This window comes from Streptomyces sp. NPDC048290 (genome assembly GCF_040652095.1).
GTDB lineage: Bacteria > Actinomycetota > Actinomycetes > Streptomycetales > Streptomycetaceae > Streptomyces.
In genome coordinates, this window is sequence record NZ_JBEZLM010000027.1 from 110153 (window position 1) to 130907 (window position 20755).

Annotated in this window: 16 protein-coding genes and 1 pseudogene; 8 read left to right on the forward strand and 9 right to left on the reverse strand. The window is 74.8% G+C overall.

Annotated elements, in window-relative coordinates; genetic code table 11:
* Positions 1–131 precede the first annotated feature (131 nt).
* From AB0D49_RS34580 to AB0D49_RS34590, 3 genes are read right to left on the reverse strand one after another with little or no spacing between them, the layout of a single operon-like run.
* Positions 132–1484 carry an ABC transporter permease gene (locus tag AB0D49_RS34580; RefSeq protein ID WP_362765599.1) on the reverse strand — a complete coding sequence of 451 codons (1353 nt, stop codon included), beginning with the start codon at positions 1482–1484 and terminating at the stop codon, positions 132–134.
* A complete protein-coding gene (locus tag AB0D49_RS34585; protein WP_362765602.1) occupies positions 1481–2215 on the reverse strand; it encodes an ABC transporter ATP-binding protein in 735 nt (244 codons plus the stop codon). The genes AB0D49_RS34580 and AB0D49_RS34585 overlap by 4 nt, the downstream gene beginning before the upstream one ends.
* Positions 2212–2745: a PadR family transcriptional regulator gene (locus AB0D49_RS34590; RefSeq protein WP_362765605.1), complete on the reverse strand. Its 534-nt coding sequence runs from the start codon at positions 2743–2745 to the stop codon at positions 2212–2214. The genes AB0D49_RS34585 and AB0D49_RS34590 overlap by 4 nt, the downstream gene beginning before the upstream one ends.
* A 207-nt stretch (positions 2746–2952) precedes the next feature.
* On the opposite strand from AB0D49_RS34590, the gene AB0D49_RS34595 reads away from it, so the two are divergent.
* From AB0D49_RS34595 to AB0D49_RS34605, 3 genes are all read left to right on the forward strand, one after another.
* On the forward strand, positions 2953–3186 hold the full coding sequence (locus tag AB0D49_RS34595; protein WP_362765607.1) for a hypothetical protein: 234 nt from the start codon (positions 2953–2955) through the stop codon (positions 3184–3186).
* The gene (gene malQ / locus AB0D49_RS34600) at positions 3187–5301 is read left to right on the forward strand and encodes a 4-alpha-glucanotransferase (RefSeq protein ID WP_362765609.1); all 2115 of its coding nucleotides are present in this window, start codon (positions 3187–3189) and stop codon (positions 5299–5301) included.
* 202 nt (positions 5302–5503) lie between these two features.
* Complete coding sequence (locus tag AB0D49_RS34605; protein WP_362765612.1) at positions 5504–5785, forward strand: hypothetical protein; 282 nt, start codon at positions 5504–5506, stop codon at positions 5783–5785.
* Positions 5786–5852: 67 nt separating this feature from the next.
* Here the strand turns inward: AB0D49_RS34605 and AB0D49_RS34610 are convergent, their stop codons facing one another.
* Both AB0D49_RS34610 and AB0D49_RS34615 read right to left on the reverse strand, forming a co-directional pair.
* Entirely contained in the window at positions 5853–7058 is a 1206-nt protein-coding gene (locus tag AB0D49_RS34610) for a hypothetical protein (RefSeq protein WP_362765615.1), read from the reverse strand.
* On the reverse strand, positions 7037–8203 hold the full coding sequence (locus AB0D49_RS34615; RefSeq protein WP_362765678.1) for a ThiF family adenylyltransferase: 1167 nt from the start codon (positions 8201–8203) through the stop codon (positions 7037–7039). Before AB0D49_RS34615 ends, AB0D49_RS34610 begins: the two co-directional genes overlap by 22 nt.
* 541 nt (positions 8204–8744) lie before the next feature.
* On the opposite strand from AB0D49_RS34615, the gene AB0D49_RS34620 reads away from it, so the two are divergent.
* On the forward strand, positions 8745–10043 hold the full coding sequence (locus AB0D49_RS34620) for a M14 family zinc carboxypeptidase (protein WP_362765618.1): 1299 nt from the start codon (positions 8745–8747) through the stop codon (positions 10041–10043).
* 117 nt (positions 10044–10160) lie between these two features.
* Here AB0D49_RS34620 and pepN read toward each other — a convergent pair whose 3' ends face one another.
* Positions 10161–12731 carry an aminopeptidase N gene (pepN, locus tag AB0D49_RS34625; RefSeq protein WP_362765621.1) on the reverse strand — a complete coding sequence of 857 codons (2571 nt, stop codon included), beginning with the start codon at positions 12729–12731 and terminating at the stop codon, positions 10161–10163.
* A gap of 112 nt (positions 12732–12843) precedes the next feature.
* On the opposite strand from pepN, the gene AB0D49_RS34630 reads away from it, so the two are divergent.
* On the forward strand, positions 12844–13365 hold the full coding sequence (locus AB0D49_RS34630; protein ID WP_362765624.1) for a DUF1203 domain-containing protein: 522 nt from the start codon (positions 12844–12846) through the stop codon (positions 13363–13365).
* Between the two features lie 47 nt (positions 13366–13412).
* Here the strand turns inward: AB0D49_RS34630 and AB0D49_RS34635 are convergent.
* Positions 13413–14267 (reverse strand): annotated as a pseudogene (locus AB0D49_RS34635) (LysR family transcriptional regulator); the annotation flags it as partial.
* 95 nt (positions 14268–14362) lie between these two features.
* Between AB0D49_RS34635 and AB0D49_RS34640 the strand changes: the two are divergent.
* Complete coding sequence (locus AB0D49_RS34640) at positions 14363–15802, forward strand: MFS transporter (protein WP_362765627.1); 1440 nt, start codon at positions 14363–14365, stop codon at positions 15800–15802.
* 23 nt (positions 15803–15825) lie between these two features.
* Here AB0D49_RS34640 and AB0D49_RS34645 read toward each other — a convergent pair whose 3' ends face one another.
* Positions 15826–16851: an aspartate-semialdehyde dehydrogenase gene (locus tag AB0D49_RS34645; protein WP_362765630.1), complete on the reverse strand. Its 1026-nt coding sequence runs from the start codon at positions 16849–16851 to the stop codon at positions 15826–15828.
* Between the two features lie 129 nt (positions 16852–16980).
* The gene (locus AB0D49_RS34650) at positions 16981–19176 is read right to left on the reverse strand and encodes a TerD family protein (RefSeq protein WP_362765633.1); all 2196 of its coding nucleotides are present in this window, start codon (positions 19174–19176) and stop codon (positions 16981–16983) included.
* Positions 19177–19371: 195 nt separating this feature from the next.
* Here AB0D49_RS34650 and AB0D49_RS34655 point away from each other — a divergent pair, with 195 nt between their 5' ends.
* A complete protein-coding gene (locus AB0D49_RS34655) occupies positions 19372–19911 on the forward strand; it encodes a sigma-70 family RNA polymerase sigma factor (protein WP_362765636.1) in 540 nt (179 codons plus the stop codon).
* A 1-nt stretch (position 19912) separates the two neighbouring features.
* Complete coding sequence (locus tag AB0D49_RS34660) at positions 19913–20713, forward strand: hypothetical protein (protein WP_362765639.1); 801 nt, start codon at positions 19913–19915, stop codon at positions 20711–20713.
* Positions 20714–20755: the final 42 nt, after the last annotated feature.

The following is a 20755-nucleotide window of genomic DNA, read 5'->3' on the forward strand; positions in this document are numbered from 1 at the left end:
GCGCGGTGCGCCCTACGTCAGCTCCGGACCGGCCGTCGCCCTCGCCCCGTAGCGCCGCCCCGTGCGGGCCGCTCCTACGTACTCGCCCGTGCCGCGACCCGCGCGGGCACCCCCCTCACCCGTGCGGCAGCTCATCCGTACCGCAGCTCCCCCGGCCGCACGGCCCGGCCCAGCAGCGGCAGCGCTGTCGCCGCCGCGATCAGGCACCCGGCGTACACCCCCACCGGCACCAGCAGCGACGCCCACGGCACCGACCAGTCGGGGCCGCCCGCCAGGGCCGCGTACGGGACGCCCACGGCCAGGCCGCCCGCGCCCGCGAGGAGCAGCGCCGGGGCCAGCGGCAGCGCGGTCTCCAGCAGCAGGGCCCGGCCCAGGACCGCGCGGGGCACCCCGGCGGCGGACTGCGCGGCCAGCCCCCGGCGCCGGGTCGCGAGGGACTCGGCCGCGCCGACGGCCAGCGCGCCCAGCGTGATCACCAGCCCCACGGCGATGGCGGCGGCGGTCAGATCCAGGCCCGTCGTGTAGAAGGCCATGTCCTCCGCCGTGTACGGGGACGCATGCAGGGCGTCCAGCAGCCCCGCCCTGACCCCCACGAACCCGGTGCCCACCACCGTCACCAGCAGCGCCGCCGCATGGGTACGGGCCGCCGCCCAGGGGTCCGCGGACAGCCGCTCGGCCGCGATCAGCACCGCCGGACGCGAGGTCCGCCCGGCCAGCCGCCGCCCGGTCAGCCGCGCCACGAGCCCCGACAGCGCGACCGCGCCCAGCCCGGTCAGCACCACACCGACCCACACCGTCAGCGGCGCCAGCGGGTACGGCGCCCGCCGGTGGTCCCACTGGAGCAGCACGATCAGCAGCACCGGCACGCCCACCAGGGCGCCGAGCACCATGAACCAGGGCGCCCGTCCGCCCGGCGCCCGCACCCGCCGCACCCAGCCCAGCGGCGAGGCCACCACCCGGCGCAGCGCCAGTACCCCCACCAGCGCCCCGGCGACCGGCACGCCCACCGCGACCAGGGCGATCCCCGCCCAGGCGGTGGCGGTCGGCCGCCACCGGGTCACCAGCAGCAGCACCGCGAACACCGTCGCCACCGCCGAGCCCGCCAGACACGCGAGCCCGGTCTCGTAGGCCGCGATCCGCCGGACCTGCCAGGGCGTGCCGCCCGCCAGCCGCAGCCCCGCCAGCCGCCGGTCCCGGTGCACCGCCCCGATCCGCGCGCACTGCCCGAGGAACCCCAGCACCGGGATCAGCAGCAGCACCAGCGCCAGCACCACCCCGGACCGCTCCCCGGGCTGGTTCAGCAGCCCGTGCGCGAACCGCATGGAGTACGAGCCCTCAAGACCGGCCAGCACCACGGCGGCCAGCGCGAACCCGGTCGCCAGCGCCGCCCCGGCGCCGGTCAGCGTCACCCGCCACCACTCCCGCCGGTCCGACCCGCGCAGCAGCGTCCACGCCATCCGCACATCGGCGGTCACCGCCGTCACCGGACCACCTCCGCACCGGCGGCCTGTGCCACCGTCCCGTCGTGCAGGGTCACCTCGCGGTCCGCGTACGCCGCCACCCGGGCGTCGTGCGTGATCAGCAGCACCGCGCTGCCGGTCTCGCGGGCCGTGTGCGCCAGGGCCGCCATCACCTGCTCCCCGGCCAGCGAGTCCAGCGCCCCGGTCGGCTCGTCGGCGAACACCACCCGCGGACCCGTCACCAGGGCCCGCGCCAGCGCCACCCGCTGCGCCTGGCCGCCGCTCAGCTCACCGGGCCGCAGCCCGCCCTGCCCCCGCACCCCGAACCGCTCCAGCCACTCGCCCGCGCTCGCGTGCGCCCCGGTACGGCCCGTCCCCGCCAGCAGCAGCGGCAGCGCCACGTTGTCCAGCGCGGTCAGCTCCGGGATCAGCTGCCCGAACTGGAACACCACGCCGAACTCCGTACGGCGCAGCTCGCTCAGCCGCCGCTCCGGCAGCCGGTCGAGCCGCTCGCCCCCGTACTCCACCTCCCCGGCGTCGGGGCGGACGATCCCGGCGAGACAGTGCAGCAGCGTGGACTTGCCGCTGCCGCTCGCGCCGGTGACGGCGAGCAGCTCGCCGGGCGCCAGCTCCACCGAGGCGCCGCGCAGCGCCCGGGTCGGGCCGTGCGCCTTGACCAGCCCCCGCGCGGCCAGCACCGGCGCCACGGAGGCGGCGGACCCGCTCGCCACGGTCGTACTCGTATCGGGTGTCATGCGGCGTCTACCTCCGCGGTCAGGGACGTGAGCCGGTCCGCGGTGGTGGTCATCCAGCGCAGATCGGCGTCCAGGTGGGTGAGGGCGTAGTCGGCGGACAGCACGGTCGGCAGTCCGGCGCCCGGGGCGGTCTTGACGGCGGTCAGCTCGCGCATCCGGGACATGTGGGCGGCGCGCTGGGCGCGCAGATAGGCGGCCGGGTCGCCGGCGACCAGGATCGAGACGACGACCTTGGCGAAGATCTCGTTGGCGACGAACGGCGCGGGCGGGGCGATCTCGGCCGCCCACCGCTCCAGCTCACGGCGGCCGTCGTCGGTCACCCGGTAGCGGGTGCGCTCCGGACCGCCGTCGGCCTCGGTGCCGTCGACCTCGGCGAGTCCGTCCCTGACCAGCCGCTGAAGGGTCTGATACACCTGCCCGTACGCCAGCGGACGGGCCTCGGGGAAACGCTCGTCGTGGCGCCGCTTGAGGTCATAGCCATGGCGCGGCCCGGCGGCGAGCAGGCCGAGCAGGATGTGACGGGTGCTCATGCGGATCAGTATGCACCGAGTACATGTACTGAGTGAATAGCCACCGTGGATTTCCTCGCGGACCGCCCGTCCGGCAGGAAATACGTCTGCGCGGGGCCGACCTGGGTAGGGCTGCCATAGCCATGTCCGTCCCTGCCGCGCCTCCCGGTGACGGCGGCACGGGCCCGTACGACGACCCGCACGCCGTATCCGACAAGGAGCCCTTCCGTGGCCGCATCGGCACACCTCCTCCTCTCGGCGCTCTCCGAACGCCCGGACGACGCGCCCGCCCCCGACCCGGCCGCCGACATAGACCCCGACGACTGGTACGTGGGCGTCTTCAGCTCCGAGGGCGCCCGCGCCCAGACCCCGCTCACCAGCGAACCCCCGCTGCCCCACGCGGAGCCGCTGACCAGCGAGCCCCCGCTCGCCGCCCCGGACGCCGACACCACGAGGCCGTAGATGAACGCACCCCGCCCGTCCGGGACCCCCGGCGAGCACCCCGGCGACGACCTGGTCCGGCTCGCCGCACTGCACGGCGTCGCCGCCTCCTACCGCCCCGCCCCGGACCGCGAGGTCACCGCCTCCGCCACCGCGCTGCACCGCGCCCTGGCCGCCCTCGGCGTCCCCACCGGGACCCCCGCCGCCGTCCGCGCCGCCCTCGAGGACCGGCGCCGGGACCTCGCCGCGCGCCTGCTCCCGCCGACCGTCGTCGCCTGGGGCGCCGCCCCGCCCGCCGCCCTCGCCGCCCTGCCCGACGGCACCCGGCTGCGGATCGACACCGAGGACGGCACGACCCGCACGGACCCCGCCGGTCTCCCGCCCGGCGTCCACCGGCTCACCGCCACCGCCCCCGACGGCCGGACCGCCACCGTCCACCTGATCGCCGCCCCGCCCCGGCTGCCCACCCCGGCCGGGCGCTCCTACGGACTGCTCGTCCAGCTCTACTCGCTGCTGTCCCGGCGCTCCTGGGGCATGGGCGACCTCGGCGACCTCGGTGAACTCGCCGCCTGGGCCGGACGGTCGCTCGGCGCCGGATTCATCCAGGTCAACCCGTTGCACGCGGCCGTCCCCGGCGCCCCCTCCGCCCCCTCGCCCTACCGCCCCTCCTCCCGGCGCTTCCCCGACCCGGTGCATCTGCGGATCGAGGACGTCCCCGAGTACCCGTACGCCGCCGAGGAGACCCGGGAGCCGCGCGAGCGGGCCGCCCGGCTGCGCGCCGCCGTGCTGGACAAGGGCGAGCTGATCGACCGGGACGCGGTGTGGGAGCTGAAGCGGACCGCGCTGGAGGAGATCGCCCGGGTCGAGCAGGCACCCGGCCGCCGCGCCGCCTACCGCGACTTCGTCGCCGCCGGGGGCCGCGCCCTGGAGGACCACGCCACCTGGAACGCGCTCGCCGAGGTCCACGGCCCCGACTGGCGCACCTGGCCCGGCGACCTGCGCGACCCGCGCTCGCCGGGCACCGCCCGCGCCCGCGCCGCGCTCGCCGACCGGGTCGATCTGCACCGCCGCCTCGCCTGGCTCACCGACAGCCAGCTCACCGCCGCCCAGCGCACCGCCCGCGAGGCCGGGATGCCGGTCGGGATCATCCACGACCTCGCGGTCGGGGTGCACCCGAGCGGCGCCGACGCCTGGGCGCAGCAGGAGTTCCACGCCGCCGGGATGTCGATCGGCGCCCCGCCCGACGCGTTCAACGCCCGCGGCCAGGACTGGGGCCTGCCGCCCTGGCGCCCCGACCGGCTGGCCGCCGCCGGGTACGGCCCCTTCCGGGAACTGCTGCGCGGGCTGTTCCGGTTCGCCGGAGCCCTGCGCATCGACCACGTCATGGGCCTGTTCCGGCTCTGGTGGGTCCCCGAGGGCCTCCCGCCCACCGAGGGCACCTACGTCCGCTACGACGCCGAGGCGCTGCTCGCCGTCCTGGTGCTGGAGGCGTCCAGGGCCGGCGCGGTGGTGATCGGCGAGGACCTCGGGACCGTCGCACCCGGCGTGCGCGAGACACTGCGCGAGCGCGGGGTGCTCGGCACGTCCGTGCTCTGGTTCGAACGGGACTGGGACGGCGACGGCGCCCCGCTGCCGCCCGATCGCTGGCGCGCCGACTGCCTGGCCACCGCCACCACCCACGATCTGCCGCCCACCGCGTCCCGGCTCTCCGGCGACCATGTGGAACTCCGCGACCGCCTCGGACTGCTCACCCGCCCGCTCGCCGTCGAACGCGCCGAGGCCGCCGCCGACACCGCCGACTGGCTCGCCCTCCTCACCCGCCTCGGCCTCCTGCCCGCCGGGAACGCCGGGGACGCTGCGGACGCCGGGGACGTCGGGGAGGAGGCGCAGATCCAGGCCGTCCACCGGGCCCTGCTGCACACCCCCGCCCGGCTGGTCGGTGTCTGGCTCCCGGACGCCGTCGGCGACCGCCGCCCGCAGAACCTGCCGGGCACCTGGGACCAGTACCCGAACTGGCGGCTGCCGGTCGCCGACGCCACGGGCCGCCCCGTCACCCTGGAGGACCTGGCCGACTCGCCCCGGCTGCACGCCCTGCTGGAGGTGATCCGCGCGGAGCGGGCCCCTGGACCGCCGTAGGCCGCCCCCACGTTGCCGGGCCCTATCGCGCCCGCCACGGCACCGGGCCCTATAGGGGCGCCTCTTCCGGGACCCCGCCCCTGGAGCGCCCCTTACGGAGCCGAGCCCCATAGGGCGTCCCTCCGTGCACGCCTTCCCCTGGAGTGCCCCCTTACGGCACCCCGGGCGCGCCGCCCGACGGGGCGCCAGGTACGTTGGCCCCGTGGACAAGAAGAACGCCTTGCGCGCCGGCACCCTGGCGGCCGGTACGACGCTGATGATGCTGCTCATGTCGTCCCCCGCGCTCGCGCTGACCCGCGACGACGGCGACGACCCCGGTCCGGGTTTCAGCGTCGTCGAGACGCTGGGCTGGTTCGTGTTCCTGCCGCTCGTCCTGTTCGCGGTCATCACCGGACTGGTGATGGTGCTGGACAAGTCCGACCCCGCCCACCGGGTCCACGCGCCCTCCGCGAAGCCGAAGACCAAGGCCAAGGCCGGGGTCTGACCCCCCGGCGCCCGGCCCTCCGCGGAGCCCGGCCCACAGCGGGTCCGCGCCTCCGCGGAGCCGGCTCTCAGCAGGACCCGGCCCTAAGTGGGGCCCGCCCCGCCCGCCGTCCGCGCCACCACGTCCGCGCCCACAGCACGTGCACTCCGCCCAGCGTGACCAGGACCGCCGCCGCGTCCAGCCGCTGGGCGGCGGTGTGCTCGGCACCGCACAGCCGACGCGCCGCGCGGACCAGCAGGGCGAGATCCGCGGGCAGCGTCACCCCCGCCAGGAAGACCAGGCACAGCGCCGTCCCCACCACCAGCAGCACGCTGTAGACCCGTACCGCCCGGCGCTCGTGCGCGGGCAGCGCCCGGCTCGGGTCACCGGCGCCGCGGCCGGGGCACAGCAGCCGCCGGGCCGCGTAGCGGGCGTAGGCCCGTCCGTCGCCGTACAGATCGCGGCAGCGGGTCAGGTCCTGGAGCACGAAGTACAGATCGGTGCGCAGGAACACCAGCAACTGGAACGGCAGCGGCAGCAGTGCCAGCACGGTGAGCGCGGCCAGCATCCGGCGGGCAGTGCCGTCCGCCGCGCCCGCGGCCAGCGCCGCCGCCGCCGACACCGCGAGATTGACCCCGATCCCCGCCAGATAGGCCGTCATACGGTGGCGTCTGGGCGCCAGTTCGATCCCGCTGATGTCGGTCTGCATCACCAGGAACTGGAGCCGGGTGCCCAGCCGTATCCGGGCCGGTACGCCGGTGGCCCGCGCGGTCGCCAGATGTGCCAGCTCGTGCAGCAGCAGCAGGGCCCAGCCGCTCGCCGCGCCGAACGCCAGCACCAGGCTGCCGTGCTCGCTCCACAGCAGCGTCCGGTAGGCCAGTGACACCCCCTCCGGGCGGATCACCAGCGCGGTCGTCACCAGGGCGGCGACCAGCGCGGGCAGCAGCGGACTGAGCGTCCAGCGCACATGTTCCGGCCGGACCCGGGGGAGCGTCGGCCTCGGCGGGTCCGGCAGTGGCACCGCCCGTCCGTCGACCTCGGCGACGAAGCCCAGCTCCACCAGCGCCTCGACGAAGTCCGCCACGTCCAGGTCGTGCCCGGTCTCGTCCTCCAGACGGCGGGCCGTCTCCGTGGTGCTCAGCCCCGCGCCGAGCAGGTCCAGGGCGCGCTTGCCGACCTCCGGGACGGCGACGAACGTCCCGGTCGCCGGGCGGCCCACGATCCACTCCGCGCCGTCCGGGCGGGCGGCCAGCTCATGCAGCCGTACCCGGCTCATCGTGGGCCGTCGCCGCACGCCGGGCAGTCCGGGCGGCGCGGGAAACGCTGGTGCACCCGGTCGCCGGGCACCATCAGATTGACCCCGAAGCGGAACCCCGGCTCCAGCGCGGGCACCCCGGTCAGCAGGGCCAGCGCGGCATGTGCGAGCAGCGCGCCGGACAGCCCGGCGGTCACCGCGTTCGCCGGGTTCCACGGCAGCCGGGGCGAGGCCACCTCCTCGTCCTGATCGGGGGCCAGCCGCAGGTCACGCCGGTCCGCCTCCCCGGCCCGCAGACACTCCCAGCAGGCGCCCCGGCCCGGCACGTACACCCCGGCCGTCACCAGCGGCCCCCGGTAACCGGCGGCCACCCAGGGCAGCCCGGCGTCCAGACAGACCCGGTTGGCCCAGCGCCGCAGCTCGACGGGCCGGTCGGCGGCGAGCACGAGCAGGTCGTACGCCCCCGTACCGGCCCCTTCCCTGGAACCGGCCCCTGCCCCCTCTCCGGAACCGGAACCGGACCCGGAACCGGAACCGGACCCGGCCACCAGGTCCCGCAGATCGTCGGCGCCGCGTGCCTCCCGGCGCTCCCCGGTCACCGTCACATCGGAGTTCAGGGCACGCAGGAACGCCACCGCGGCGTCCGCCTTGGGGCGGCCGATGTCGGACTCCCGGTACAGGGGCTGCCGGTTGAGGTTGGACAGCTCCACCACGTCCGGGTCCACACAGTGCACATGGCCCACGCCGGACGCCACCAGGGACTGGGCCGCGTACCCGCCCGTACCGCCGACGCCCAGCAGCAGCACCCGGGCCCGGCGCAGCAGCAGTTGGGCGTCCCAGGCGCCGGTGCGCGGAGCCAGGTCCATCCAGCGCAGTAAGGGCACGCCCCGGCTGTAGCGCTCCCGCTCCCGGTCGGACACCGGCACGGGCGCCGCCGCGTCCTCCACGAACCCCGCCGTCAGCAGGTCGGCCATCGCCTGCCGCACCTCGTCCCCGGCGACCTCCGGACACTGGGCGCACACGCACGCGACCACCGCCGCCGGGTCCCGGGAGCCGTCCATCGCCTCGACCAGCAGCCACACCCAGCCGCGCGGATCGGCGATCTCCGCGCCGATGCCGTACACGACACTGCCGATTCGGACATGGCCGTCCACGGTCCGGTAGGCGCGGTGCTCGGGCTTCACCCGGGGCCTGCGCAGTCCCTCCGCGCCGACCGTCCCGCCCGCCGTTCCGGTCGTCGTCTCGTGTGTCATGCGGCCACCTCCGATTGTTTTCCGACACGGACCGCGGTAGCGGCAAGGCCGGGCAAAGGAAAGCTCAACAATTCCGACCGGCAAACAGGGTCACACCAGGCCGACGAGCAAGTACGCCGCCAACTGCGACATCCGACTCGAAAACCCACCCTTGACACTCTTGTTCACCCGCACGACCCTTGGCAAGAAGCTCCCGCCGAGGGGCTTGAATCCAGTCAAATCCCTTGTGCAGGCGGTGAGTTGAACGGGAGGAGAGCGCCATGGCCGAGAAGATCGTGATTCGCCCGCTGGACAAGAAGGAGACCACCGGGGACAGCAACTCCCAGGGCGCCTGAACGGAGCGGGGTACCAGCGTGCGGACCAGGGCCTGTCGTTTGGATCATCCCGGCGCTTCGCGGCGTCTGGCACGCGCAGCTGCGCGCACCAGACCCCGCTCGGGTCGGCCACCAAGGCACCGTGACGGATGGCCAGGATGATCCAAACGACAGGCCCTACGTGCCATCCGGGCTATCCGGCCGTAGGTGAACTGGAGCGGCGGGCCCGCGCGCTGGCCTCGGCGGTGCCCGGCACCCTACGGCTGCGGGCCGTCGGCGAGAGCCGTGCCGGGCGCCCCCTGTGGCTGCTGTCGGCCGGCCACGGTGAGCGGAACATCCTCACCGTGGCCGGGGCGCACGCCAACGAACCGGTCGGCGGTGCCTCCGCGCTCCGCCTCGCCCGGCTCCTCGCCCACGGCCCCGGCACCCTCGACCGGCTCGGCTGCACCTGGCACTTCCTGCTCTGTCTCGACCCCGACGGCGCCCGGCTCGCGCACGGCTGGGTCCCCGAGGACGTGGCGCCCTCGCTGGAGGAGTGCCATCTGCGGTTCTACCGGCCCGCGTTCGCCCGTCAGCCCGAGTCGCTGCCCGCCCCCGGCAGCGCCCGCCCGCCGATGCCGGAGTCGGCCACCCTGGTCCGGCTCCTGGACGAGCTGCGCCCGGTCGCCCAGTTCACCCTGCACGGCATCGAGTTCGGCGGCGCCTTCGCGATGATGACCCGCCCGGTGCCCGGCGCCGCCCGCGCCTTCCGCGCCACCGCCGGACGGCTCGGCGTCCCGCTGGACGACCACCCCTGCGACGGCCCCGACTGGCTGCCCGAACGCCCCGGCATCCTGATCCGCCCCGGCGACCGGACCGGCGACGAACGCGACCCGAGCGGCTTCGTCGCCGAGTCCACCTGGCTCTACCCCCGCCGGTACGGCACGCTGACCACCCTCGTCGAGGCCCCCGCCTGGGCCGTGCCCGCCGTCGCCGACGCCCGCCCCGCGCCCGATCCGCGCCGCGCGGTGGCCCGCATCGGCGATCTGCTCGTCGCCCGCACCCGTGAGCTGGCCGCCCTGCTCCCGGGCGGCGCCGACCACGCGCCCGGCCCCCTGGCACCGCTGCGGGACGCGGCACGCGAACTGATCGAGGTCGCCCCGTCGGTCGCCGCGACCTGGGCCGCCGAGGAGATCACCGGCTCCCGCGGCCATATCGCCACCCTCGCCGTGGCGGCCCGCCGACTACCGCTGCGCGCCGCCGGAATGATGCGCCGGGCCCTCCTCCCCACCGCCCCCACCACCGCGAACGCCCTCGGCGACCTGGTCCGCGAGTGGTGCCAGGAACTGGACAAGACCTTCACCCCCCACTGGCTCCCGATCCCCACCCAGACCTCCCTCCACGTCCACACCATGCTGGACGTGGCGGAAAGGATCTGCGCCCCCCACGCGACACCGGGCGGCGGCCAAGGCTTTTAGGGGCGCTGGGGGTACCCCCTCTGGGGGAGGAACTGCGCGATCACCACAACGCACCCGCACCCGAAAACGAACCAGGGGACGCCCACAAGGACGCCCCCCGATCCAACCGCCCGAAAACTACGACGCCGCGTCAACCTCCCGCGCCCGCAACGCCCGCTCCACCCCGGCCCGAGACTCCGACACCAACCGCCGAAGCGCCGCGTTGGACCCGGCCCCGGCCAACCACACGTCCGTCCGCTCCAACGTCTCACGAGAGACCTGCACAGCCGGATACAACCCCACCGCGATCTGCTGCGCCATCTCGTGCGACCGCGACTCCCACACCCCCTCCAGCGCCGCGAAGTACGTCTCCGTGTACGGCGCCAGCAACTCCCGCTGATCCGTCTGCACGAACCCGCCGATCACCGCCTCCTGCACCGCGTTCGGCAGCTTGTCGGACTCCACCACGGACGCCCACGCCTCCGCCTTGGCCTCCGCCGTCGGCCGCGCGGCCCGCGCGCTCGCCGCGTGCCGCTCACCCGCGGCGGTACGGTCCCGCTCGTACTCCCCGGCGATCTCGGCCTCCTGGTAGCGCCCGACCGCCGCCAGCCGGTGCACGAACGCCCAGCGCAGCTCGGTGTCCACGGCCAGCCCCTCGACGGTCTGGGTGCCCTCCAGCAGCGCCTCCAGCAGATCGAGCTGCTCCGGGGTGCGCGCGGTCGCCGCGAACGCCCGCGCCCACGCCAGCTGATGGTCGCCGCCCGCCTCGGCCGCCCGCAGATGGGCGAGCGTGGCGTCGGTCCAGCGGGTCAGCAGCGCGTCCCGCGCGGCCGGGTCGGCGTACAGGTCGATGGCCATCTTCACCTGACGCTGGAGCGACTGCACGACCCCGATGTCGGACTCCTTGCCGATGCCGGACAGCACCAGCGACAGATAGTCCCGGGTGGGCAGCTCGGCGTCCCGGGTCATGTCCCAGGCGGACGCCCAGCACAGGGCGCGCGGCAGCGAGTCCGCGAAGTCCCCGAGGTGCTCGGTGACATACGCGAGGGAGTGCTCGTCCAGCCGGACCTTGGCGTAGGACAGGTCGTCGTCGTTGAGCAGGATCACCTCCGGCCGCACCTTCCCGACCAGCTCCGGTACGGCGGTCAGCTCGCCGTCGACGTCCAGCTCGACCCGCTCCAGCCGGACCAGCTTGCCGCTCGCCGCGTCCCGGCCGTACAGACCGACCGCGATCCGGTGCGGGCGCAGCACCGGCTCGCCCTGTGCCCCGGCGGGCAGCGCGGGCGCCTCCTGGCGGACCGCGAAGGAGGTGACGACCCCGTCAGGACCGGTCTCGATCTCCGGCCGCAGGATGTTGATCCCGGCGGTCCGGAGCCACTTGGTGGACCAGGTGGACAGATCGCGCCCCGAGGTCTCCTCCAGCGCGTCCAGCAGGTCGGAGAGCCGGGTGTTGCCGAAGGCGTGCCGCTTGAAGTACGTCTGCACGCCCGCGAAGAACGCGTCCATGCCGACGTACGCCACGAGCTGCTTCAGGACGGAGGCGCCCTTGGCGTAGGTGATGCCGTCGAAGTTGACCAGGACGTCGTCCAGGTCACGGATCTCGGCCATGATCGGGTGGGTGGAGGGCAGCTGGTCCTGCCGGTACGCCCAGGTCTTCATGGAGTTCGCGAACGTCGTCCAGGAGTGCGGCCAGCGCGAGCCGGGGGCGTACGCCTGGCAGGCGATGGAGGTGTAGGTGGCGAACGACTCGTTCAGCCACAGGTCGTTCCACCACTCCATGGTGACCAGGTCGCCGAACCACATGTGGGCCAGCTCGTGCAGGATCGTCTCCGCACGGACCTCGTACGCCGCGTCCGTCACCTTGGAGCGGAACACGTACTGGTCGCGGATGGTCACCGCGCCCGCGTTCTCCATCGCGCCCGCGTTGAACTCGGGCACGAAGAGCTGGTCGTACTTCTCGAACGGGTAGGCGTAGGCGAACTTCTCCTGGAACCAGTCGAAGCCCTGCCGGGTGACCTCGAAGATCGCGTCCGAGTCGAGGTGCTCGGCGAGCGAGGGCCGGCAGTAGATGCCCAGCGGCACCGACTGCCCGTCCTTCTCGTACACACTGTGCACCGAGTGGTACGGGCCGACGATCAGCGCCGTGATGTACGACGAGATCCGGGGCGTCGGGGCGAACACCCAGACGTCGTCCTCGGGCTCGGGGGTCGGCGAGTTGGAGATGACGGTCCACCCGGCCGGTGCCTTCACGGTGAACTGGAAGGTCGCCTTCAGGTCGGGCTGCTCGAACGAGGCGAACACCCGCCGGGCGTCCGGCACCTCGAACTGGGTGTACAGATACGCCTGGTCGTCGACCGGGTCGACGAAGCGGTGCAGGCCCTCGCCGGTGTTGGTGTACGCGCAGTCCGCGACCACCCGCAGCACGTTCGGCCCGGACAGCAGCCCCGGCAGTGTGATCCGGGAGTCCTGGAAGACCTCGGCCGGGTCCAGCGCGTCCCCGTTCAGCGTCACCTCGTGGACCTCGGGGGCCACCAGGTCGATGAAGGACTCCGCGCCCCCCTCGGCGACCTCGAAGCGCACCGTGGTGACCGACCGGTAGGTGCCCCCCTCCTGCGCGCCGGACAGGTCGAGATCGATCTCGTACGCGTCGACGGTCAGCAGGTTCGCCCGCTGCCGCGCCTCTTCGCGGGTCAGGTTTGTGCCAGGCACGCGGTCATCTCCTCATGGTGTGTCGTTCGCGCCATCTTTCCATGGCACCCACATCGAACGCGATGTCCAAAACCCGCCGGTAACCGGGGTCCGCGACGATGACGCTGGACACATGACCGCACCGCACGACACCCCGCTCACGGCCAGGCCCATCGACGCCCCCACCTTGCGCCGGCTCCGCGCCCGCGACGACGCCGGAGCGCCCCCGCGCCCGGTCCGCGACGAGGAGGGCGGCGCCCCGCTCCGCTGCTGTCTGCGGCGCAGCCGCCCCGGCGAGCTGATCGCCCTGGTCTCCTATGCCCCGCTGCGCCGCTGGGCGGCCGACACCGGCGCCGACCCGGGCGCCTACGACGAGCAGGGCCCGGTGTTCATCCACGCCGGGGACTGCGCCGGACCCGAGGCGGGCACCGGGCTCGCCTTCCTCACCTCCCACCGCGTCCTACGGCGCTATTCGGCCAATGGGCGCATCCTCGGCGGACGGCTGGTGACCCCCGGCGCGGGCGGCACCGGCGAGGACGGCGACACCGGATTCGCGCCCGCCCTCACGGAGGCGTTCGCCGACCCCGAGGTCGCCCTCGTCCAGGTCCGCGCGGTCGAGTACGGCTGCTTCCTGTACGAGGTGCGCCGGGCCTGAGCCACCTCGGCGCCCCGCCCCGGAGCCTCCGCGAGGTCGGGCGCCGCCGCCAGCGCCCGCGCCAGCCCGCGTACCGCCTCCGTCTCCTCGCCCCGCCGCCACACCAGCCCCAGCGCCGACTCGGGCAGCCCTTCCACCGGCACGTACGTGATGTCCTCCCGGTGGTGGCGGTCGGCGGTGGGACGGCACAGCAGCATGGCCGCGCGGCCGGACGCCACCAGCGCCAGCCCCTCCTGGAGGGTCGTCGCGGACGGACCGGGCACGCTCGCCGGGGCCTGCGCCCGGCGCCAGTAGCCCGGCGCCGGGCCCGCCGTGGTCACCAGCCGCTCGGCGGCGACCTCGGCGGCCGTCACCGAGTCCCGTCCCGCGAAGGGATGGTCCCGCCCGACGGCGACCGTCTGCGGCTGCCGGGAGAAGACCGGGCCCAGGACCAGATCCGGCTCCTCGACCGGCAGCAGCACCGCCGCCGCGTCCACGTCCCCGGACCGCACCGGCCCGAACGGGTCGGCGAACGGCACCTCCACCAGCCGGGTCCGCACCCCGGGGTGGGCCGCTTCGAACCGGGCGACCGCCGCCGTCAGCAGCGTGCCCGAGACGCCCTGGAACCCGAGCCGCAGCTCCCCGGCCACCCCGCGCGCCTCCTCCCGCACCCCGTCCACCGCCGCCCGCAGCGCCCCGTACGCCGGGCGCAGCTCCACCAGCAGCCGCGCGCCCAGCGGGGTCAGCTCCACCCGGCGGCTGGTCCGCCGCACCAGCCGCGCCCCGATCCGCTGCTCCAGCGACCGCAGCAGCTGACTGACCCGGCTCTGCGACACATACAGCCGCTCCCCGGTCCGCCCGAAGTGCAGTTCCTCGGCGAGTACCAGAAAACACTCCAGTTCGCGCAGATCCAGCCCGCTCACCAGCGTCCCTCCCCATGTCGATCGATGAGATCTGCTCATGGAAGGGTGAGGAATCCGCCATTGTTCCCGGCGCGTTCGCGCCGAAAGGTGGAGTCATGCCCTCCACCACCCCCCAGGTGCCCTCCGCCACCCCCCAGGCCGCCGCCGCGCCCCGCGCCACCGCCCCGGCCCCCGCCCGCCCCTGGACCGCCGTCCTGGTCCTCGCCGCCGCCACCTTCAGCGTGGTCACCACCGAGATGCTGCCCGTCGGGCTGCTCACCTCCCTCGGTACCGACCTCGGGGTGTCCGCGGGCACCGCGGGCCTCGCCCTCACCCTGCCCGGACTGATCGCCGCGCTCGCCGCCCCGCTGCTCCCGGTCGCCGTGCGCCGCGCCGACCGGCGGACCGTGCTGTGGGTGCTGCTGGTCCTGCTCGCCGTCGCCGATCTGCTGTGCGCGCTCGCCTGGCACTTCAGCGTGCTGCTGATCGCCCGCGCCCTGGTCGGGGTCTGCATCGGCGGGGTGTGGGCGGTCGCCGCCGGGCTCGCCGTACGGATCGTGCCGTCCGCCGCCGTCGGCCGGGCCACCGCCGTGATCTTCAGCGGGATAGCGGTCGCCTCGGTGCTCGGTGTGCCCACGGGCACCTTCCTGGGCTCCCTCGCGGGCTGGCGCTGGGCGTTCGCCGCGCTCGCCGTCCTCGCCCTGACCGTGGCCGCGCTGCTGGCCCGCGCCCTGCCACCGCTGCCCGCCGAACGCCCGGTACGCCTGGCCACCGTCGCCGCGCTGCTGCGCGCCCCCGCCGTCCGGCGCGGACTGCTCGCGGTCGCCTTCCTGATCACCGGCCACTTCGCCGCGTACACCTATGTCCGTCCGGTCCTGGAGCGGCTGCCCGGCATCGGCGCCGGACAGATCAGCGTGCTGCTGCTGTGCTACGGACTCGCGGGCGTCGCCGGGAACTTCGCCATCGGCGCGCTCGCCGTCCGCGCCCCGCACCGGGCGCTGCTGCTGCTCGCCACCGCGGTCGGCACCGTCGTGGTGCTGCTGGTCCCGGCCCGCGGCTCGGCCGCCGCGTCCGTCGCCCTGCTGCTGCTCTGGGGTGTCGCGTACGGCGGGGTGTCGGTGTCCGCCCAGAGCTGGCTGTCGGCCACCGCGCCCCGGACCCGTGAAGCCGCCTCGGGACTGTTCGCCGGGGTCTTCAACACCGCCATCGCGCTGGGCGCGTTCACCGGCGGACGGGCGGTCGACGGACCGGGCCCGTCCGGCGCGCTGCTCCTCGGCGGCACGGCCGCCCTGCTGGCCGCCCCGGCGGTCGCCTGGGCCCGCCGGGCCCGCGGGGGCGCCGAAGACACCGGGGACGCCGAAGACGCCGGGAACGCCGGGGGCGCGGAGGATCCGGCCTGGGACACGGGGGCGGGACCGGCCCAGCAGAAGGGACCAGTCGAGCAGAAGGGAGCTGCCCGGCAGAAGGCACCGGCCCAGCAGAAGGAGGCTGTCCAGCCGAAGGCAGAGGCCCAGCAGAAGGCACCGGCCCAGCAGAAGGGGGCGGCCACCGGGTGACCGCCCCCCCACACCCCTACCGCCTACCGCGCGGCAGCGCCCAGCTCGGCCGCCACCAGCTCCGCGATCTGTACCGCGTTCAGCGCGGCACCCTTGCGCAGGTTGTCGTTGGAGATGAACAGCGCGAGTCCGTGCTCCACGGTCTCGTCCCGCCGGATACGGCCGACGTACGACGGGTCCTGGCCGGCCGCCTGGAGCGGGGTCGGCACGTCCGTGAGGACCACGCCGGGCGCGTCGGCCAGCAGCTCGGCCGCGCGCTCCGGCGAGATCGGCCGGGCGAAACGGGCGTTGACCTGGAGGGAGTGCCCGGAGAACACCGGGACCCGGACACATGTGCCCGATACCTTCAGTCCGGGCAGCTCCAGGATCTTGCGGGACTCGTGGCGCAGCTTCTGCTCCTCGTCCGTCTCGTTCAGCCCGTCGGCCACGATCGAGCCCGCGAGCGGCAGCACGTTGTACGCGATCGGCGCCACGTACTTGTTCGGCGCGGGGAACTCGGCCGCCGACCCGTCATGGGTCAGCTTGGGCGCGTCGTCGCCGACCTTCTTGATCTGCTCGAACAGCTCGTCCACCCCGGCGAGGCCCGACCCGGACACCGCCTGGTAGGTGGCGACGACCAGCGCTTCGAGGCCCGCCTCGGCGGCCAGCGGCTTGAGCACCGGCATCGCGGCCATGGTGGTGCAGTTCGGGTTGGCGATGATGCCCTTGGGGCGGTCCGCGATGGCGTGCGGGTTCACCTCGGACACCACCAGCGGCACCTCAGGGTCGCGCCGCCAGGCGGACGAGTTGTCGATCACCACGGGTCCCTGCGCGGCGACCTTCTCGGCCAGCGCGCGCGAGGTCGAGCCGCCCGCCGAGAACAGCACGATGTCCAGCCCCGCGTAGTCGGCCGTGGCGGCGTCCTCCACCGTCACCCCGTCGAGGACCGTCCCCGCCGAGCGGGCCGAGGCGAACAGGCGCAGCTCGTCCAGCGGGAACGTCCGCTCCGCGAGAATCCTGCGCATGACCGTGCCGACCTGACCGGTGGCTCCGACGATTCCGACCCTCACGGCGACTCCTTTGCGTGACTGCGTGTGCCCGCCCCGGTGACCTGGGGCGACCGGGGCGGGCCCGGGGCTCCTCCATCATGCGCGGGACCCCGGCCGATATGTCCAATCGATTGCCCGCGCCCCCGCCGCTCACGCCTGCCGGCCACGCAGGTCGATCGTCCACTCGCCGAGCGCCCGCACATGGAGGAATCCCTCCGAGACGCGGTACGGGTCGGAAGATCCGGTGACTTTGTGGGCCGGGAACAGGTTTTCGTCCAGCTGATAGAGGTGCTGGAGCCCGCTGGTGGACGCGAACACGATCTCCGTGACCGGCCCGGTGTGATGTACGACTCCATAGCCGACGCCCTGGGTACGCGGCCCGAGCGGGGTCGCCGCCCGCGGGGGCTGCGGCTCCAGCCGCCACTTGGTGTTCTCGGCGGCGGTGACCACCACGAAACAGGTCCCGCCCGGGTCCACCCACACCGGTCCGAGCGCCGGGCGGCGGCCCCGCACGGAGGCGATGATGGCGGTGTTGCCGTAGGGATGGTTCAGGGCGTGCGCGGTGACCTGGGCGTCGTTGCTGCGGGACTTCTGTTCCAGGGTCATCAGGGTCGGCGGGCCCTGGTAGCGCAGCACGGTGGTGCCCTCGCCCTCGACCGGGCCGGTCAGCAGGGGCGCGTCCGTCTCCGGCAGCACCCGCAGGGTCCAGTCGCCGCCGTGCTTGATCCGGACCTGCATCTCGGCCTGGCCCCGGGAGAACATGGTGCCCGTCCCACGGGTCCCGTTGGCGCTGCCGGACAGCCAGTCGCTCTCGGCGCCGTACTCGTCCAGGCGCCAGGTCGCCAGGTCGTAGCGGTGCCGGACGTCCTTGAACTCGTAGCGCACCAGCGCCGGGCGGCCCGGTGCCGGGTTGGCGAGGGTGATCGTCCGCTCGCCCCGGCCCTCGTACACCCCGCTCCGCAGGCCCTGGACGGGGTCGCGGACCGGGAGCGGGCGGGGGATCAGCTGCCACTTCCCGTCCGCCTTCTCGACCACCACCAGATGCGGGCCCTCGGGGATCGGGAAGGTCTCCTTGAGCTTGCCGGTCTGGTTGACCAGCAGATCGTGCTGGTCGAGGTCGTCGAGGTGCTCCGGGTGGTGTCCGGTGATCACCATCCACGCCTCCTTGTCCGGGCCCCCGTCGAAGCGGACCTTCACATCGCCCGTGGTGCCGGTGTACACCAGGACCTCCGGGCCCCGGCCCTCGACGGTGTCCCGGCCGAGGACCCGGGCGGCGGTCAGCGGCAGGACCTTCAGCCACCACTCCCCGGCGTACTTCACCCGTAGCCGCAGCGGACGCCCCTCGGGCGGCTGGACCAGGGCGCGGCCGTGCAGATCGCGCAGGGTGGAGTTGAAGACCAGCTGGTCCTCCTTGTTGCGCCGGTCCAGCGTCTCGACGCACAGCCAGTCGTCGCCCTGGACGCCCATCTCCACGATCACCGGCCCCGGCGGCAGCGGGACGTCCACGGTGACGACGTCATTGCCCTTGCCGCTGCGGGCGAAGGGGGCGAAGTCGGTACCGAGGGGCGCGGGCGGGGCGGCGGCGGGGGTCAGCGTGGGCGAGGGGACGGGGAAGGCGACGGGGGAGGGGGAGGGGGAGGGGGAGGGGATGGGGGAGGGGATGGGGGAGGGGGAGGCGATGGGGGCGGACGGCTGCGACGGGACCGGGGGAGGGCCGGAGGTCTTGGAGACCGCGGAGTTCAGCACGGGGGCGGCCGGTGCCGGGGCGGAGAGGGGGGCGGGAGCCGGTATCGGCGCCGACGGCTGGGGCTGCGGTGGTGCTCCGGCCACCGCCACCCCGAAGTCCGTGGCCAGCCCCGCGAGCCCGGTGTCGTACCCCTGGCCCACCGCCCGGAACTTCCACGCCCCGTCCCGCCGGTAGAACTCGCCCAGCACGAACGCCGTCTCCGCCGCCGCGTCCGTCACCGCGTAGTGCGCGGCGACCGTCCCGTCCGGCCCCACCGCCTGTACGTACAGCCCCGGCACCTGCCCGAAGGTCCCGCCGTCGCAGGAACCGGCGATCACCACCCGCTGCACGGCCGGTTCCAGGCGCGGCAGATCCACCTCCAGCCACTCGGCGGACTGCCCGGCGCCCTGTCCCAGCCCCGCGTGCCGCAGCGCGCCCGACGGATGCCGGGGCTGGTTGTGGAACACCATGTCGGCGTCGCCCCGCACCCGCCCGGTGGCGTCCAGCAGCAGGGCGGCGGCGTCCACGGCCGGGGTGCCGGGAACGTCCGCGCGGCCCACCGCCACCCGCAAGGGAGCAGCCGGTACAGGGGTGTTGGCGCCTTTGGTGATGTACGTCATGGGACACATGGTGACAGTGAAGAAGGTGTGAAGTCGATGCCCGGCAGAGGAGCCGGGGGAACCGGGAGACCCGGGGGAACCTGGAGACCCGGGAGAGCCGGAAGAAGGGGAGGAGCCCCGTCCGGAACTCGCCGGGATTTCCGCGAACGTTTCGGCCCGCCCCGGCGTCGTAGAGGAAACGCGGCGAGGAGAGGGGTGGCTGTGCTGCGCAGATCGGCCCGCCGCGGCCAGGGGGCGGACCGCTCTGCGGACGACCCGCTGGACGCGGCCCAGGAACGCCGGGTGCGGGCGGTGCTCGCGCTCGGCGGAGTGCCGCAGGCGGACCTGCCGGACGGGGTGCAGCAGGTCCGCCTGCGGCTGCTGGAACGCGCGGCCAGCGGCCGTGACGCACCGAGGGACGTCTCCGCCTGGGCGGCCGTCGTCGCCTCCAACCTCGCGATGGACTGGCACCGCGCCAAACGCCGTCAGGAACGGCTCGGGGAGCGCCTCGCCGCGCTGCGCGAACCGGCGCTCCCGTCGGCGGAGGAGTCCCGGCTGCTCTCCCTCGCCGTCGCGCGCGGCCTGGACGACCTGCCCGACGCCCAGCGCCAGGTACTGGTCCTGCGGTTCTACGCGGATCTCCCGGTGCGCGGGATAGCCGAGCAGCTCGGGGTCCCCGAGGGCACGGTCAAGAGCAGGCTGCACACCGCGGTCCGGGCCCTGCGCGCCCGGCTGCACGAGGACGAGGTGGTGTGACGTGTCCGTCGAACACGACGGCTACGACGGCCGCGACGCACGGGACGCACGGGACGAGCCGTACGACGCCCTGGAACATGAACCGGACCTGGACCCGCTGCTCGCCGTACTCATGGACGAGCCCCCGTCCGGGCCCGCCCGCGCGGACGCCGCCTACCTGGCCGAGTACGCCGAGGCGAGCGCCGACGTCCGCGTCCTGCGCGAACAGCTGGGCCTGATCGCCGACGCCCTGACCGCACCGGAGCCGGAACCGGTACCGGAGGCCCCCCGCCTCGCCCCGCCGCGCCCGCGCCGCAGCCGCCTCGCCGTCGCCGTGGGCGTGCTCGCCGCGGCCTGCGCCGCCCTGATGGTGGCCGGGCTGGGCTGGCTGGCGGTGGTGGGCGGCCCGTACGGGGCCGACGACTCGGTGAGCAGTGGCAGCGCCGCGGACGAGGGCGCTCAGAAGGACGCACGGGTGTCCGAGGCCGCCGCCGACCCCACCTATCTGGCCTGTATGGACCTGGTGGCCGAGGGTGAGATCACCGCCGTACGGGCGTTGAGCGGCGCGGCGGCCGGGCGGGAGCGGATCACGCTGGAGGTGGGCACCTTCTACAAACCGGCCGGGGAGGACGAGCCGCGGCTCGTCTTCGAGCGGGACCGGGGGACCGAGCCCGCGCTCGGTGTGGGGGACCGGGCGCTGATCGCCGTCCCGTCCGGCGGCGCCGACGCCGATGTGCTGGCGGTCGGCGAGCCGGACGTCCGCTGGGCGGCGGCGGAGGTCGCCGACGCCCTCGCCGGACCCTCGGCCCCGCCCTGCGAGTAGGACCGGGCAGGGACCGGGCAGGGACCGGGCAGGGACACGGAA

Coding starts and splice junctions, on each gene's coding strand:
- AB0D49_RS34585 (WP_362765602.1), bottom strand. CDS start 2,215: ATGACACCCGATACGAGTACGACCGTGGCGAGCGGGTCCGCCGCCTCC.
- AB0D49_RS34590 (WP_362765605.1), bottom strand. CDS start 2,745: ATGAGCACCCGTCACATCCTGCTCGGCCTGCTCGCCGCCGGGCCGCGC.
- malQ (WP_362765609.1), top strand. CDS start 3,187: ATGAACGCACCCCGCCCGTCCGGGACCCCCGGCGAGCACCCCGGCGAC.
- AB0D49_RS34620 (WP_362765618.1), top strand. CDS start 8,745: ATGATCCAAACGACAGGCCCTACGTGCCATCCGGGCTATCCGGCCGTA.
- AB0D49_RS34630 (WP_362765624.1), top strand. CDS start 12,844: ATGACCGCACCGCACGACACCCCGCTCACGGCCAGGCCCATCGACGCC.
- AB0D49_RS34640 (WP_362765627.1), top strand. CDS start 14,363: ATGCCCTCCACCACCCCCCAGGTGCCCTCCGCCACCCCCCAGGCCGCC.
- AB0D49_RS34650 (WP_362765633.1), bottom strand. CDS start 19,176: ATGACGTACATCACCAAAGGCGCCAACACCCCTGTACCGGCTGCTCCC.